Below are 16139 nucleotides of genomic sequence, written 5' to 3' on the forward strand. Positions count from 1 at the left end.
TGAACTACTTCTTTATTTTTAATATAAATGACTCTAATGGTTTAATATCAACACGTACTTTTGCTGTGCCGTTACTAACGTTTAACACAGACGTGTATTTGCCGTACAACTGGTCTTTGACTTGGTATTCGCCATTTGATAGTTTTAATTTTGAAACTAAATCTTCAGGCAATTGCAATTCGAAACCATAGGTGTTTTCTGAATTGAAATTAGATATAACGATCAACTGTTCTTCGTCTGACCAACGCACAAAACTCAATACTTTATCGTTATACCATTCAGTATTTTGTTGGTTATATAAATGAATATCTTGATAATCGCCCATCAAGGCCGAACTGTTAATTGTGAAATTGAGTAATCTCTTATAAAAATCACGAAGCTCTAATTCTTCTTTTGAAGATTGACCGCCATCAAAATTCTTATCATTTACCCAACGTACCATACTCGGCACCGAACCATAATCAAAAATTGATGTGCGTGTTGGATCACCAAAACCTAAATCCTCAGCACCTGGTTCACCAAACTCCTGCCCAAAATATACCATAGTAGGTGCAGTAGTTGATGTTGCTGAAACTACCATTGCAGGTTTTCCTTTTAATGCATTACCTGCAAAATCTGGGCTCGCAATACGCTGCTCATCGTGGTTTTCTAAGAAGTGAAGCATGTGGTGTTCGATATCGCTCAAATCATCTAAAATTGGAGGAATATTATCGGTCTTACCGTGGCCTTGCATTACATGCTTTAACGTATCGTATAACTGCACCTTATCGTACAAATAATCCATTTTTCCTTTTTTAATGTAATCGCGGTACAAGTGAGGTTGGTATACCTCTGCTAATAAAAAGGCATCTGGATTTTTCATTTTGATATGCGAATTCATATAACTCCAAAATTCAACAGGCACCATTTCTGCCATATCAAATCGGAAGCCATCAACACCTTTAGATGTCCAATACAAAGCAATATCTTTGAACTTTACCCAAGAACTTGGAATTGTTTTATCACTCCAAAAGTCAAAGTGTTTCTTGTAATTTTCGTTGTCATAACCTTCTGGCAACTCGTCAAAATTTTTCTTACCATCGGGACTAACTCCATAATTAACTTTTACCGTTTCGTACCAATCGTACATATTTGGTTGTGAAGCACGAGAACCATTGCCGGTCCATTTTGCTGGCACTTCTTTAAACTTACTATCTGCCATAGGATGATTTTCACCACCTAGAGGTTTGTAATCGTTTTGCCATGCAGGTACTGTAAACGCTTCACCTGGATTGTAATAAAAGTTATTATTAACATTATATGCTACACTTGTATCATCTTCAGCACCAAAATCTGAAGTACCTTCCGGGTTCGTTAAGCTTTGATAATTACGTGCCACATGGTTTGGAACAATATCAATTATAAGTTTTAGTCCTGCTTTGTGCGTTCTTTCAATTAAGGCTTCGAACTCTTGCAAACGATTCTCTACGTTTTCTGCCAAATCTGGATTTACATTGTAGTAATCCTTTACTGCATAGGGCGAACCTGCACGTCCTTTTACAATATCTGGGTCGTCATTAGAAATGCCATACTTTGTATAATCTGTTATGACATCATGATGTGGTACACCTGTATACCAAATGTGTGTAACACCTAAATCTTTAATTTCATTTAAAGCCTTATCTGTAAAATCATTAAACTTACCTACACCATTTTCTTCAAGTGTTCCCCAAGCTTTATTAGTTGTATTTGTATTTCCAAATAATCTGGTAAAGACCTGGTAAACAACTTCCTTTTTCTTCATCTTTGACTTAATTTCTTCTGTTTTTACACTATCGATAGCTTCTTCCTTTTTGGCATCAGACTTGCATCCAAGCACACTCAAAAAAGCAGTTATTAATATGGCAAGTTTGTAATACTTCATCTTTAATTATTTACTGAATTTAACTCGAATGTTCTGTTTTTTTGAAGTATCCCAAACCACATTCAGCGTTAATGTTTTATACTTTGAATTGTACTTTCCTTTGACGTTCTTTTTTCCAACTTTTATACGCTTTGGTTCTTTTTGAATGTTATGTAAGGTCAATTCAATTGTTTTTGTTTCAGCAGAATAATTTCTCCCTGTTTCTGCTTCAAATGCTATGTCTATCCTGCGTCTTTTAATTTCAGCTTCAAATTCTAAAATTTGAAATTTTCCTTTTTCGATAGCATCTACAGTTTTTCCGTCATCAGAATAGAACTGACGTTCAGATTTTAAAACCTCATCACTATGATAGTATTGAAGTTGAAAATTACTATCATCATAATCCTTGGTAGATTGCATAGACTTTGCAAGTGGAATAAATGCACCTGCTCTTACATAAGTTGGAATATACGCTGGATGTGTAGCTACGGATTTGGTTTGACCACCTTCTATAATTTCATCGGTTTCTATATTAAACCAATTAGATGTACTTGGGAAGTACACATTTTGCTCTGTTTTACCAGCTTCTAAAACTGGTGCAACCAAAATATCATTGCCCCATAAATAGGTTTCTGAATAGTCAAATAGTTTTGAGTTATCTGGTTCTTCGAAAAATAAAGGTCGCATTAGCGGTTTGCCATACTTATGATTTTGATACATTAGGTTATAGTTATATGGCAACATACGGTAACGCATTTCTATAGCATAACGGGCAAAATTCTTTGCTTTATCACTTCTAAAAACAGGCTCGCTAGGTACATCTTCTTGTGCATGAGGTCTAAAAATAGGTTGAAAAACACCATATTGTAACCAACGTGCATATAGCTCATCATCAAGGTTTGCTCCTGCAAATCCACCTAAATCACTGTGCATGAAACTAACCCCTTGCATACCCATTTGTAGAGCTATTTCTGGTTGTGATTGTAAGCCACCCCAAGTACGATTAACATCGCCAGACCATGGTACCATTCCGTAACGTTGTGAACCTGAATATCCGGCACGCATTAAGATAAATGGTCTTAGATTTGGATTTGATTCTAAACTCGACTCGTATACTAATTTTGCCCAATCATGGCCATAAATATTATGTACTTCTCCTGATGAACCCGTGGCATGTTGCACCCAATCTGGGTGCACTTCTGGTTCACCTAAATCGCCCCAAAAACCAGTTACTCCTTTTTGCGATAAGTCTTTATAAATATCCTTGAACCATCTATTACCATTATCACTGTATATGTCTATAATTCCTGTATTGCCAAAATAAAAATCATATCTAGCAGGATTACCTAAAGAATCTTTAGCAAGGATATTTTTGTTAACGGCTTCGTTCCAGCGATTTGATGTGGTCAATACAAATGGTTCAGTGATTAAAATAGTCTCCACATTTTTGGACTGTAAATCCTTAATCATTTGCTCTGGGTTTGGAAAAGAATCTCGAAAGAATTTTAGATTACCCATTGTACCTTTTACTTCCTTACCAAACCAATACAAATCTAAGATTATAGCGTCTACAGGTATGTCTTCTTCTTGAAATTTATTAATGGTTTCAATAGTTTCTTTCTGAGAATGGTAACCAAATCGGCTTGAAAAATTACCTAAAGCCCAACGCGGTAACATTGGTTGTTTGCCAGTTAGTTTTGTATAATTTCCAATAATGTCGTACCAAGACTCTCCAGCTATGATTTGATAGGTTTTACGACCTGAAATTGTTTCGTAGGTTAAGGTATTATCATTTTTGCTATCAAAATCTAAATAGCCAATTGGAGCATTATCAAAATGAATCATATACTTATTTGATGACATTACAATTGGCATAGTGTAATTCATAAGTTTTGATTCAGACTCATAACCGTAATGTGCTCTATTAAATAATGGCAAACGGTTTCCACGACGGTTCATACCTAAAGCTCTTGCGCCACCACCATATAAAGCTTCTTCTTTAGTAAGGTTGAACTCAATCTTCTCTGTTTCATCAGCAACTATGTTACCCTTTACCATTTCCATTGGTTGGTGAGCACTTTTAAAATAGCCACGTTTTTCAGATATCATTTCTTTACCTTTATAACTGTATGAAATCCGGAAAGGTTGAGTAGTTATGGTAACAGCAATTGCATCACTGCTATAAGTTATTTTATTTCCACTGTAATCATAGGTCGTTTTTACATTCTGTGGAGTCATGATTACAGCATGACTTTCAGGTTTTAGGTTTTCACCTTTTGGAATAAAAGAAGTTTCAACCACATCCTCGGAGTAGAACTGAAAATTATAATCACCATCATTTGTAACTACAGTCAATAAGCCATTCTCTTCATTATGCGATTTGTAAATACGATTTTTATTTTGCGCACCAATTTGAATGGTTACAAATAAGGTTAATATGCCAAAAATGATATGTTTCATATTGTCTGTAAAATAGATTGCGCATCACACTTCGATTACTTTCAGTGAGACAGTGCTGAATAACAAACTAGTTAGTTTACTTATTCATTAAAAATAATAGTGGAATATCTAGACGACTATTCCATGAATTTTCTGAATGGTCTGTGCCTTCAAAAAACAAGTTCTTAGAATTTTCGTCAGTATATCCTTTTGCTTTTAATATGTCGTCAACTCTAGATGCATATTGTGGGTAATGTTGGTCTAAAGTTTTGTTTCCGTAGTCAAAATACAGCTTATGTATTCCTGCTACGGGTAAATTTTCTTTCATATAACCAAAAATTGCATCAGGAAAAGGATTGTCTTCCTTAGGCATGGCACCCGGCCAATGTGTTGAGATACAACCAGCACCACCAAAAACATCAGGATATTCAGATATGGCATACATGGACATTAAGCCACCCATGCTAGAACCCATAACGAAAGTATGTTCCTTATCAGTGTAAACAGAATAGTTTGAGTCTATATTTGGTTTTAATTCTTCGGTAATAAATTTTAGATAGTTATCACCATTAAGTTTAAAGTTAGTTCTACCGCTAATGTCTTTTAAAGAATCTTTGGCAGTTGCTTCCATAAATTCAAATGCCTTTTCTGGAAATAAATCTTGCCAACGGATTTGAGGAATATTATGAATGGCTACTACTATAAATTCTTTTACCTTTTTCTCATTCATTAATTGACTTGCCCATTCGTCAACTTTCCATTCTTGTTTATTCCATGTCGTTGTACTATCGAATAACATTTGCCCATCATGCATATACAACACACTGTACTTCTTATCTTTTGAATAGTTTTCTGGCAACCAAATATCAACAGGTCTTGGCGTAATGAATTTTGATGGAAAGCTGTCTATCCGCACTAACTTTCCTGCATATAATTTTGCACTATCAACTGCTTTAAACTGAAGCAATGTTGAAACATCATCTGAAGTATTATCATTTAAACCAACTTCCTTTTTATCCTTACAAGAAACTGCAACAATTACAATTAAGAGTATATACAACAGATTTTTCACTTTTATAGTTTTGTAGTTAATAGTGTTACTCCTTTTTCTTTAAGCTCTATAACATCGCCCCACAATTTAGATTCGCCAGTAATAATATTTTTAAGGGTTTTACCTTTCAATCCCATTTCTGATTGATAATTTAAATCGATAGCAATAGGCTCTTCATTTTTATTTAAAATTAAAACTACCGTTTCATCTTCAAATGTTCGGTATAGAAAATATGTTCCTGCAAAAGGTGCAAAATGAACCGTTTTACCATCATGGATGGCTTTACTATTTTTTCTATAATTAAAAAGCTGCTTTACAAAATTTTGCATCTCCTTTTGAGCGTCTGTGAGTCCTTCTCCGGTGAATGCATTTACGGTATCACCTTGCCAACCACCTGGGAAATCTGTACGAATCAGACCATGATCACCTGGTTTATCAAAATCGTTCATTAATATTTCTGTGCCATAATACATTTGAACTATCCTTGGCATGGTAGCGTAAGTTGCTAATGCCATTTTGGTATTAGCTTCGTCACCATCCATTTGAGTGAAAATGCGACTCATGTCGTGATTATCAGGAAATACCATAATATCTTTAGGACTTGGGTAATGAAAATCGTTGGCCAAACCTTCGTATATTTTCACCAAACCTTTATCCCAAGATTCTTCTTCCTTTATACCATCAACTACTTTCTGTTGCATGGCAAAATCCATAGTTGATTTTAGGTTAGAATCGTAGCCATCTTTATTCTTAGCACCTTCTTGCCAGTAACCAATAAGTAAAGGATTATAACTCCATTCTTCTCCTACAATACTAAAGTTTGGATACTCAGTCATAATAGCACCAGCCCAATCACTCATAAAGTCTTTATCTGGATAAGGATATGTATCTTGACGAATACCACCTAATTGGGCTGTTTCTATCCACCAAATACTATTCTGAATAATGTACTTTGCCATGTACGGATTACGTTGGTTTAAGTCTGGCATGGTTGCAACAAACCAACCTTCGTTATTACCCTTTTTATCGGCTTGAGAGGCGTAAGTATCTTGATTAGTAGTTCTTCTATGATTAGAGCGTTTTGTTACTTTCCAATCCCAATTATCAATATTATACTCAAAGTTATCTTGGTGATTTACCCAATCCTTAAATGGTAGGTCTTTCATCCACCAGTGCTGCAATCCACAATGATTAGCTACCTGATCCATTACTAACTTCATATTATTTTCACGAAGTTTTTTTGATAATGTTTTATACTCATCTAGAGTACCGAATCTAGGGTCTATTTGATATAAGTCTGTTACAGCATAACCGTGATATGAGCCTTCGTACATATCATTAGTAAGCATGGGCTGTGGCCAAATGGCTGTAAAACCCATGTCTTTGATATAATCAATATGATTTATAACACCTTGAATATCTCCACCGTGTCTTGCATAGTCATTACTACGATCAATTGTTTTTTCTAGCATAAACGCTTGACCTTCGGCACCTAACGGTACATCGTTAATTTCGTTTCCATTAACAAAGCGATCTGGTGTTATTAAGTAAATAGCATCACTACTGCTAAAACCGATATAGTCTTCTGCTGGTTTAAGCCTATCTTCTAGACTGTATGTGGCAATTAGTTCGTCTTCTTCATTACTAAATTTTATATTGAATTTTCCTGCTTTAGCCTTAGAAATGTCTAAATCAATAAAAAGATAGTTATTACTATTATTTCCCTTTGAAACGTTTTTTATTGATATACTCTTATTAGATACTGAAGGTTCATAATTAGCTATATCAATATGATGTACTAAAAGTTGAAGACTATCACTTTTAAAACCTACCCACCAATGAGGTGGCTCAATACGCTGGATATCATTTCTATCTACAACTTCATAAGAAGTATTATCAGTTGTATTATCCTCTTTATTATTATTACATGAAGCCATAAGACTTAATGCAAAAAACAATAGTATAAGCTTACATGTTTTCATAATACATTTATTTATAGATGTCTAAAAAATGAATCGGACTTATCTTAAACAGTAACTAGATTATTTGGTGTAATTTTCACTAATTCTCCATTTACTATAATCTCTAGGTCATCATCACCTTCTAATTCAAAGTGTGTATGACCAATACATGCATTAACTCTGAGAATTTGATTTCTAAAGTTTACTTTAAAAGAAAACGACTCCCATTGCTTTGGTATTTTAGGTTCAAAAGACAGCTTGTTGTCAACGACTCTCATACCACCAAAACCTTCAACAATACTCATCCAAGTACCAGCCATTGATGTAATATGTAATCCTTCTTCAACTTCATGATTATAGTCGTCTAAATCTAATCTTGAAGTTCTTAAATAGAACTCATAGGCTTGATCCATACGGTTCAATTTTGCAGCTTGAATACTATGTACACATGGAGACAAAGAACTTTCGTGAACCGTAAAAGGCTCGTAAAAATCAAAATGTCGTTCAAGTTCATCTAGAGTGAATTGATCTTCGAAAAAATAAAATCCTTGTAATGTATCTGCTTGCTTAATGTATGGTGAACGTAATATTTTATCCCAAGACCATTTTTGATTAATTGGTCTTTGAGATTTTGGTAAATCTGACACGGTAATCAGTTCTTTATCTAAAAAGCCATCTTGCTGTAAGTAGACGTTTCGCTTTTCATCAAATGGAAAATACATGTTTCCAGAAACAGCTTTCCATTTTTTAATTTCGTCAGTTGAGAGGTCTACTTTAGTCATGATTCTATCATAATCACTAGCGTAGTCTGCTCTAACTTTATCTATGTTTTCTATCGCATAATCAATACACCATTTAGCGATGTAATTTGTGTACCAATTATTATTAACGTTGTTCTCGTACTCGTTTGGACCAGTGACACCTAATATTACATACTGATTTTTATCTGCTGAAAAATTAGAACGCTGATGCCAAAAACGTGCTATACCTATAAGTACTTCTAATCCTTTTTCTACAGTATAGCTATAATCATTAGTGAAGCGATGGTAATTAAATATTGCAAAAGCTATGGCCCCATTTCTATGAATCTCTTCAAAGGTAATCTCCCATTCGTTATGGCATTCTTCGCCATTCATAGTAACCATAGGATACAGCGCAGCTCCATTAGTAAAACCTAATTTTTCTGCATTTTTTATGGCCTTATCTAAGTGATTATAACGATATTCGAGTAAGCTTTTTGCAACCTCTTGGTTTTTGGTAGCCATGTAAAATGGCAAACAATAGGCTTCGGTATCCCAATAGGTACTACCGCCATATTTCTCGCCAGTAAATCCTTTTGGACCAATATTTAAACGTGCATCTTTACCTAAATACGTCTGGTTAAGTTGGAAAATATTAAAGCGAATACCTTGTTGTGCTTCAACATCTCCATTAATTGTGATATCTGACATATTCCAGATATCTGCCCAAGCTAATTTTTGTTGGTTTAATAATGCTTGAAAACCTAAATTAGAAACATGCGATAAGGTTTTCTTTGCTATATTAATTAAATTGTTTCTGTGGTGGTTTCTGTCTGAATTGTATCCACCATACTTGGTAATTGTATAGGTTTGGTTTTTGGCTACGTTTTGAGCGTAACTAAAAGATATCTTGTCTTTGAAAGCATCTACTTCAGGCTGAAGATTAACAGTTTCAGAATTGAGTGACAATTCTGTTTGCATGTAAGTACATACATAAAAATCGGTTTTCATGGTGCGCGAAACAATGAAAGCCTGATTATCAACATACTCAACACTTAAAATATCCCAAAACTTATCATCCCAGTTAGAGTCTTCATTGGTAATGCCGTTATCTAAATATGGATGAAACACAATTGTTGCGTCACCATTTGTAGGTGTTACATTATACTCAATAGCTCCAACCTCATCAATTTCCAAACTTAGAAAACGTTTAGTTTCGACTTTTACAGTTGTATCGTTGTCTAATGTAGCATCAAAACTACGAGACAACCAGCCTTCTTTCATGTTGAGTTCTCTTCGAAAGTTTTTGATTGCTTTGCAATTTGCTAGATCTAATTGTTCACCATTAACTTCAACATTAATTCCTATCCAATTAGGGGCATTTAATACTTTGGCAAAATATTCTGGATATCCATTTTTCCACCATCCAACTCTTGTCTTATCTGGATAATAAACTCCAGCTATGTAACTACCTTGAAATGTGTCTCCAGTGTATGTTTCTTCAAAATTTGCGCGTTGACCCATAGCTCCATTACCTAAGCTCATTAGGCTTTCGGAAGATTTTACTCTTGAAGCATCAAAACCTTGTTCGATTATAGACCAAGGGTTGGGTTGTATATATTTGTTATTCATTAATTCAATTTTTTGAAAACAGTATACTACTGTATTATTTGATTGACTTTAGAAATTTTACCTGAAATTATTTCATCTATAAACTGGGTAGACATCTCGGTAAAATCTTTAAAAATATAATCTGCTTCGTGCAGCACGTGTTTTTCTCCAATACCAATAGATATCATATTGGCACGATTAGCAGCTTGAACTCCTGCTACTGAGTCTTCAAATACCACACAATTATGTGGCTCCATATCTAAAAGTTCGGCACCTTTTAAAAATACTTCTGGGTTTGGTTTGGCTTCAGAGACATCATTACCATCAACAATAGCATGGAACTTATTTAGTAATTCTACTCTTTCTAATATTGGCCTTGCATTTTTACTAGCCGAACCCAAAGAGATACCTTGTTGTCGTTCTTCTAAAAAGTTTAGAACTTTTAAAACATCAGGAAGCACCTCATTAGCATCCATTTTATTGATGTGGCTTAAATACTCTTCATTTTTAGTAGCCATTAAACTCGTAAACTCATCTTGAGAAAGTGTTTTGTTTCCCCATTCTAGTATTTTTTCCAATGAGCGTACTCTGCTAACGCCTTTTAGTTGTTCGTTTTCTTCCTCTGTAAAATCTATACCTAAAGAATTTGCCAATTGTCGCCAAGCTAAAAAGTGATACTTTGCTGTATCTACAACTACACCATCAAGGTCGAATATGAATCCTTTTTTATTCATCTGCTTTAACTTGTTTTACTTCTGAGATATCATTTACTTTCATTGCTAAAGCAGCTGCAATTAAAAATGAAACTCCTGCTATTACAAGAGCAAATACAGCCTTCCCATCGTAAACATACTTTACGATTGGTCCGCCAATTAATGCGTTAATAATCTGCGGAATAACAATAAAAAAGTTAAAAATACCCATGTAAACTCCCATCTTCTTTGGATGTATAGCTCCAGCTAGCATAGCATAGGGCATAGAGAGAATACTAGCCCAAGCGACTCCAACGGCTATCATTGAACCAATTAAGAAGTATTTATCGCCAGCAAAATAAACAGAAATTAGTCCTAATCCTCCAATAATTAATGCTATTGAATGTGTTTGTTTTCTACCAATCTTGTTTGCTATAGTTGGTAAAAAGAAAGCCATTATAGCAGAAACTAAATTGTAAACACCAAAAATAATACCTACCCAATCACCTGCATCATTAAATAGCTGTGAGTGTGTATCATCTGAAGCTAAACCATAGATATGTTGTGCTATTGCAGGCGTGGTAAAAACCCACATCCCAAAAAGACCAAACCAAGAGAAAAATTGAACCCATGCCAGCTGTCGCATAGTCGTTGGCATATTTTTAAAATCTCTAAAGATTGAAGATAATCCAGATTTTTCCTCGTCGACCTCTATAGCCTTGAGATGAGCTTTTTCATCTGCAAACTGATCAAGTTCTTCTGGTGAGTATTCTTTAGTCGTAAATACCGTAATAAGAATGGATACTATAAGAATTACCGCGCCTATTATAAAAGAAAGGATAAGACTTGTTGGTACAGCTCCATCAGATTGGTCGGAAACTCCAAACCAATTCGTCAAAGCATATGGTAGCCATGAACCAACTACAGCACCAATTCCAATTAAGACAGTTTGAATACTAAATCCTACTGTTTTTTGGTCGTCTCTTAAATTATCTCCTACTAAAGCCCTGAAAGGTTCCATAGCGATGTTGAACGACGCATCCATTATCATCAGCATTCCAGCACCTACCCATAATGCAGGGAGAACTGCAATAAATAAATCTGCCTGAGGCATTAAAACTAATCCAATAGATGCCAAAATAGCTCCGGCCAAAAAATAGGGTCTTCTACGACCTAATCTTGTCCAAGTATTATCACTGTAATGACCAATTATTGGCTGAACTATTAAACCCATTAATGGCGCAATAATCCAAAACCATGAAAGTTCGTGGACATCCGCACCAAATGTTTGTAAAATTCGACTAGCATTAGCATTCTGTAGAGCAAAACCCATCTGAATTCCTAGAAAACCGAAACTCATGTTCCATATTTCCCAGAAACTTAACCGACGCTTTTTCATAAATAGTATGATTTAGTTAATACTATTCTGATAAGCTTTTCTTATCAAAACATATTTTAATTGAGAAGTAAAAATTTAGTTTTGATAGGCTACAAAGTTATAAAAGAATATTAAACCGCCAAATCTGTTAACATTACATTGTTGATTCGCGCTCAACAAGTTCGGATGCAATTATCTGAGTTTGGAAGCTTTCTTCATCTTCGTCATTTTCAAGTTTATCTATTAGTAAAGCTGCTGCTTTTTCGCCCATTAGCTGGGCATGCTGACTTACAGTTGACAAACTAGGAGTAGCATGTTTAGACAATACTCCGTCTGTAAAACCAATGACCTGAATATCATCCGGGATTTTATAATTTAGTCGTGTAGCAACACGCATTGCTGTTAATGCATAAAGCTCGTTAACGGCAAAAATACCGTCAATCTCTTTTGAAGATTTAAACAACGATTCTATTTCGTTCTCTAAAGCATCGAGATTATCTTCATAATCAATGTTATCATCCAGCTTAAGGATCAACTCGGATTTTAAATCTTTATTATGATTTTTTAGAGCTTCCAAATAACCCTGGGTTCTGAGTCTACCAACACTTACATAATCTTTAGTAGTTATTAAGGCTATATTTTCGCAATTGTTTTGAATGAGTTTTTCTACTGCGTTTTTAGCCCCTTCAAAATCATCAACTATAACTTTATCGCATTGAATTTCGTTAACTACTCTATCAAACATTACGATTGGCATACCTTGATTTATTGTTTCATTAAAATGATGATAATCCTGTAGTTGCAAGGTTTCTTTAGATAATGAAATGATAAACCCGTCTATACTGCCGTTAGCCAACATATCCATATTAATAACTTCCTTATCAAAGGATTCGTTAGACAAACCCACAATAACATTGTACCCTCGTTGGTTTGCTACAAGCTCAACACCTCTAATTACTTTTGAAAAAAAGTGATGAACAATCTCTGGTATTATAATCCCTATAGTATTGGTTTTCCTATTTTTAAGACTTAACGCAATATTATTTGGTTTATAGTTATAGAGTTTTGCGAAAGCCTGAACTTTTTGCTTTGTGTCTTCGCTAATTTCAACGCTATTTCGTAATGCTTTAGAAACCGTCGAAATTGACACATCTAACTCTTTTGCAATTTGCTTTAGAGTAACCTTTCTTTTCATAAAATAATTGGTTAATTAGGATATTTTAGTAAATATAACATTTTGCTCAAGATAACAACTTCATAATTTAAGACACTAACTACTGATATATCCTTATTTTTAGGGCTATAAATGTTAAAAATCCATTTTTATTAAAAAGTTTTTAACACGAAAACGTTTTCGAAACATTCTTAAAAAGTGTTAACGTAAATCGCACCTTAATTTTACATAGATTTAACCCGAGAAGTAAAAATTTTAGTTGAAAATAACTAATACAATTAACTTAAAAATATTTTATGAAGACACTTTTTAATGCCATTTTGTTATGTGTGTTTCTAGTTCCCGCAACCTTGCTTGGACAAACTACAGTTTCAGGAACAGTAACAGATGGTTCTAGCTCATTACCGCTACCTGGTGTAAATGTAATTGTCAAAGGAACAACTACTGGTACATCATCAGATTTTGACGGTAAGTTCTCTATTGATTTGAATAATGGCGATGTTGTCGTTTTTTCTTATGTTGGTTTTGTAACACAAGAAATTACATACAATGGTCAAGCTACTATTGATGTAGTTATGCTTGAAGACGCTGCCCAACTCGATGAAATTGTACTGATTGGTTATGGTACTACTACTGTAAAAGATGCGACAGGTTCTGTAGAATCTGTAACTGCAAAAGATTTTACAAGAGGTAATATTGTAACTCCAGACAATTTATTAAGTGGTCGAGTTGCTGGTGTAAATATCACGACTGATGGAGGTGCACCAGGATCTGGTGCGACCATAAGAATTCGTGGTGGTTCATCTATTAATGCGTCTAATGACCCACTTATTGTAATTGATGGCCTACCTATTACTAATGATATTGTAGGTGGTTCACGTGGAGTATTATCTACAATTAACCCTAATGACATTGAATCATTTTCAGTATTGAAGGATGCGTCTGCAACGGCGATTTATGGTTCTCGTGGGTCTAATGGTGTAATCATCATTGTTACTAAAAAGGGTCGTGATACCTTTAGTGCAGAAATTGACACACAATATACATTTGGTGAAATAGATAATACAATTGATGTTTTATCTGCTGATGCGTTCAGAAATTTAGTAAACTCTCAGCCTATCAACGGAACTACTTTAGACACAAGTTTACTTGGCAATGCTAGTACAGACTGGCAAGATGAAATCTATAGAGAAACCGTATCTGCTATACACAATGTAACACTTAGAGGTCAATTATTTAAGAGAATACCGACACGTTTCTCTTTTGGTGTAACTAGACAAGAAGGAACTTTAATTACTTCGTTAACCGAAAGACGTAATTTATCACTAGCGTTGAATCCAACGTTTTTTGACGATCACTTAAAGGTTAGTGTAAATGCTAATTTAGCCTATGCAGATAATAGATTCGCTGACCGAGGTCAAATAGGTGCAGCTTTACGCTACGACCCAACACAACCAGTTATGGATGGTAATCCAAATTTTGGTGGTTTTTACCAGCATGTTGATGGCAGTGGATTGATACAAAATGGTACTACCAACCCAGTATTTAACCTTGCTAATAGAGTCAACCTTGGAGATGTTAATAGAACATTTGGTAATATTAATTTAGACTACAAATTTCACTTTTTACCAGAGTTAAAGGCTGTTGTTAACTTAGGTTACGACTATACTGAATCTTCGACTTCAGTTGAAGCAACATTTGCTACACAAGACGTAATAACAGGTGAAACATCATTTAGCAATCAACAACGTGTTAACCGCTCTTTTGACGGTTACTTCCTTTATAGTAATGGTAATGACAAAATTAACTACGATGTAACTGCTGGTTACTCTTACCAAGTATTTACTAACGATGGTGGTTTTACAGGAAACCTTCAAGACCCACAGAGTTTTGGTGATACATTTGCCGATCCGGATGTTGTATTAGTTGGTTTCTTTGGCCGTGCTAACATAGGATTTTTAGATAAATATTTGTTAACACTTAACTATAGACGCGATGGTACGTCTCGTTTTAGCGAAGACAACCAATTTGGTGATTTTGGTGGAGCTGCATTGGCATGGCGTGTAAGTGATGAAGATTTCTTAAAAGATTCTAACACTATATCTAATTTAAAATTAAGAGCTAGTGTGGGATGGAATGGACAACAAGATATAGGCCCTAGAGATATCTTTTTAAGCCGAGTAAACCTTGGTAATCCAGGATCAATTTTCCAGTTTGGTAACCAACCTGTTCAGACTTTACAACCAGCAGCTATTAACCCAGATTTAAAATGGGAAGAAACTAGAACCATAGAATTTGGTGTAGATTACGGTCTTTTCGATAATAGAATAAATGGTACATTAGGTGTGTTCCAAAAAGATTCTGAAGATTTATTATTTGGAGCGAATGTTCCTGATGGAAGTAACTTTACAAATAATATCGTTCAAAATATTGGTAATTTAAGAATACAAGGTTTAGAATTTAGTCTTAATGCTGATGTTATCCGTAATGACAATTTGAATTGGAATCTTAATTTCAATACAACGTTGTTAGATAGAGAAATTACAGAATTAGCATTTGGACAAGATATAACTACTGGTGGTATTTCTGGAGGTACTGGTAACTTTATTCAATTACATCGTGAAGGTGAAGCTCCTAATTCCTTCTACGTATTTAAACAGCTTTTTGATGCTGCTGGTAACCCTATTGAGGGTGCTTTTGCAGATTTAAATGGTGATAATATCATTAATGACGATGATAGATACATAAAAGAAAACCCTGGGGCAAATGCTATATTCGGTTTTCAATCGAATCTTGAGTATAAAGGCTTTGACTTTTCTTTCAATATGAGAGCTAGTTTGGGTGGATATGTTTACAACAACGTTAACTCTTCTAGAGCACAATTAGAATTATTACAAGATAATGCTGTATTAGGTAACATTCCTTCTTCAGTGTTTGATACTAATTTCCAAAGAACATCAGATGTGATTATTTCAGATTTATACATTGAAAATGCATCGTTCTTAAGAATGGATAATATTACGCTAGGTTATACTTTTTCCGATTTATCGAAATTTGTAAAAAGTATAAGAATTTGGGGTGGTGTACAAAATGTATTTGTAATTACAGACTATTCTGGTCTTGACCCTGAAGTTGGTGAAAGTGGTATTGATAATACTATTTTCCCAAGATCTAGAAACTTTTTAGTGGGAGCTAACTTTAAATTTTAAAA

At 34.5% G+C, this 16139-nt stretch carries 9 protein-coding genes; 1 reads left to right on the forward strand and 8 read right to left on the reverse strand.

What is annotated here, in order from left to right:
* Window positions 1–4: 4 nt before the first annotated feature.
* From ED556_RS00435 to ED556_RS00470, 8 genes are all read right to left on the reverse strand, one after another.
* Window positions 5–1903, reverse strand: coding sequence for an alpha-amylase family glycosyl hydrolase (locus tag ED556_RS00435; protein WP_296318562.1), 1899 nt, complete (start codon window positions 1901–1903; stop codon window positions 5–7).
* Between the two features lie 6 nt (window positions 1904–1909).
* Window positions 1910–4342, reverse strand: coding sequence for a TIM-barrel domain-containing protein (locus tag ED556_RS00440; protein WP_296318563.1), 2433 nt, complete (start codon window positions 4340–4342; stop codon window positions 1910–1912).
* A gap of 76 nt (window positions 4343–4418) precedes the next feature.
* Entirely contained in the window at window positions 4419–5393 is a 975-nt protein-coding gene (locus ED556_RS00445) for an alpha/beta hydrolase-fold protein (protein WP_296318564.1), read from the reverse strand.
* Between the two features lie 2 nt (window positions 5394–5395).
* On the reverse strand, window positions 5396–7354 hold the full coding sequence (locus ED556_RS00450; protein ID WP_296318565.1) for a glycoside hydrolase family 13 protein: 1959 nt from the start codon (window positions 7352–7354) through the stop codon (window positions 5396–5398).
* 44 nt (window positions 7355–7398) lie between these two features.
* Window positions 7399–9705 carry a glycoside hydrolase family 65 protein gene (locus ED556_RS00455; protein WP_296318566.1) on the reverse strand — a complete coding sequence of 769 codons (2307 nt, stop codon included), beginning with the start codon at window positions 9703–9705 and terminating at the stop codon, window positions 7399–7401.
* A gap of 26 nt (window positions 9706–9731) precedes the next feature.
* Complete coding sequence (pgmB, locus tag ED556_RS00460) at window positions 9732–10418, reverse strand: beta-phosphoglucomutase (RefSeq protein ID WP_296318567.1); 687 nt, start codon at window positions 10416–10418, stop codon at window positions 9732–9734.
* Entirely contained in the window at window positions 10411–11775 is a 1365-nt protein-coding gene (locus ED556_RS00465; protein WP_296318568.1) for an MFS transporter, read from the reverse strand. Before ED556_RS00465 ends, pgmB begins: the two co-directional genes overlap by 8 nt.
* Window positions 11776–11908: 133 nt before the next feature.
* Window positions 11909–12949, reverse strand: a complete 1041-nt coding sequence (locus ED556_RS00470) for a LacI family DNA-binding transcriptional regulator (RefSeq protein WP_296318569.1) — start codon at window positions 12947–12949, stop codon at window positions 11909–11911.
* A gap of 275 nt (window positions 12950–13224) precedes the next feature.
* On the opposite strand from ED556_RS00470, the gene ED556_RS00475 reads away from it, so the two are divergent.
* Window positions 13225–16137 carry a SusC/RagA family TonB-linked outer membrane protein gene (locus ED556_RS00475; protein WP_296318570.1) on the forward strand — a complete coding sequence of 971 codons (2913 nt, stop codon included), beginning with the start codon at window positions 13225–13227 and terminating at the stop codon, window positions 16135–16137.
* Window positions 16138–16139: the final 2 nt, after the last annotated feature.

The organism is Winogradskyella sp. (assembly GCF_003712105.1).
Lineage (GTDB): Bacteria > Bacteroidota > Bacteroidia > Flavobacteriales > Flavobacteriaceae > Winogradskyella.

Bases quoted from the DNA above. Each gene is read 5' to 3' on its own strand.
- ED556_RS00435 (WP_296318562.1), bottom strand. From the start codon at position 1,903: ATGAAGTATTACAAACTTGCCATATTAATAACTGCTTTTTTGAGTGTG.
- ED556_RS00440 (WP_296318563.1), bottom strand. From the start codon at position 4,342: ATGAAACATATCATTTTTGGCATATTAACCTTATTTGTAACCATTCAA.
- ED556_RS00450 (WP_296318565.1), bottom strand. From the start codon at position 7,354: ATGAAAACATGTAAGCTTATACTATTGTTTTTTGCATTAAGTCTTATG.
- ED556_RS00455 (WP_296318566.1), bottom strand. From the start codon at position 9,705: ATGAATAACAAATATATACAACCCAACCCTTGGTCTATAATCGAACAA.
- pgmB (WP_296318567.1), bottom strand. From the start codon at position 10,418: ATGAATAAAAAAGGATTCATATTCGACCTTGATGGTGTAGTTGTAGAT.
- ED556_RS00465 (WP_296318568.1), bottom strand. From the start codon at position 11,775: ATGAAAAAGCGTCGGTTAAGTTTCTGGGAAATATGGAACATGAGTTTC.
- ED556_RS00470 (WP_296318569.1), bottom strand. From the start codon at position 12,949: ATGAAAAGAAAGGTTACTCTAAAGCAAATTGCAAAAGAGTTAGATGTG.
- ED556_RS00475 (WP_296318570.1), top strand. From the start codon at position 13,225: ATGAAGACACTTTTTAATGCCATTTTGTTATGTGTGTTTCTAGTTCCC.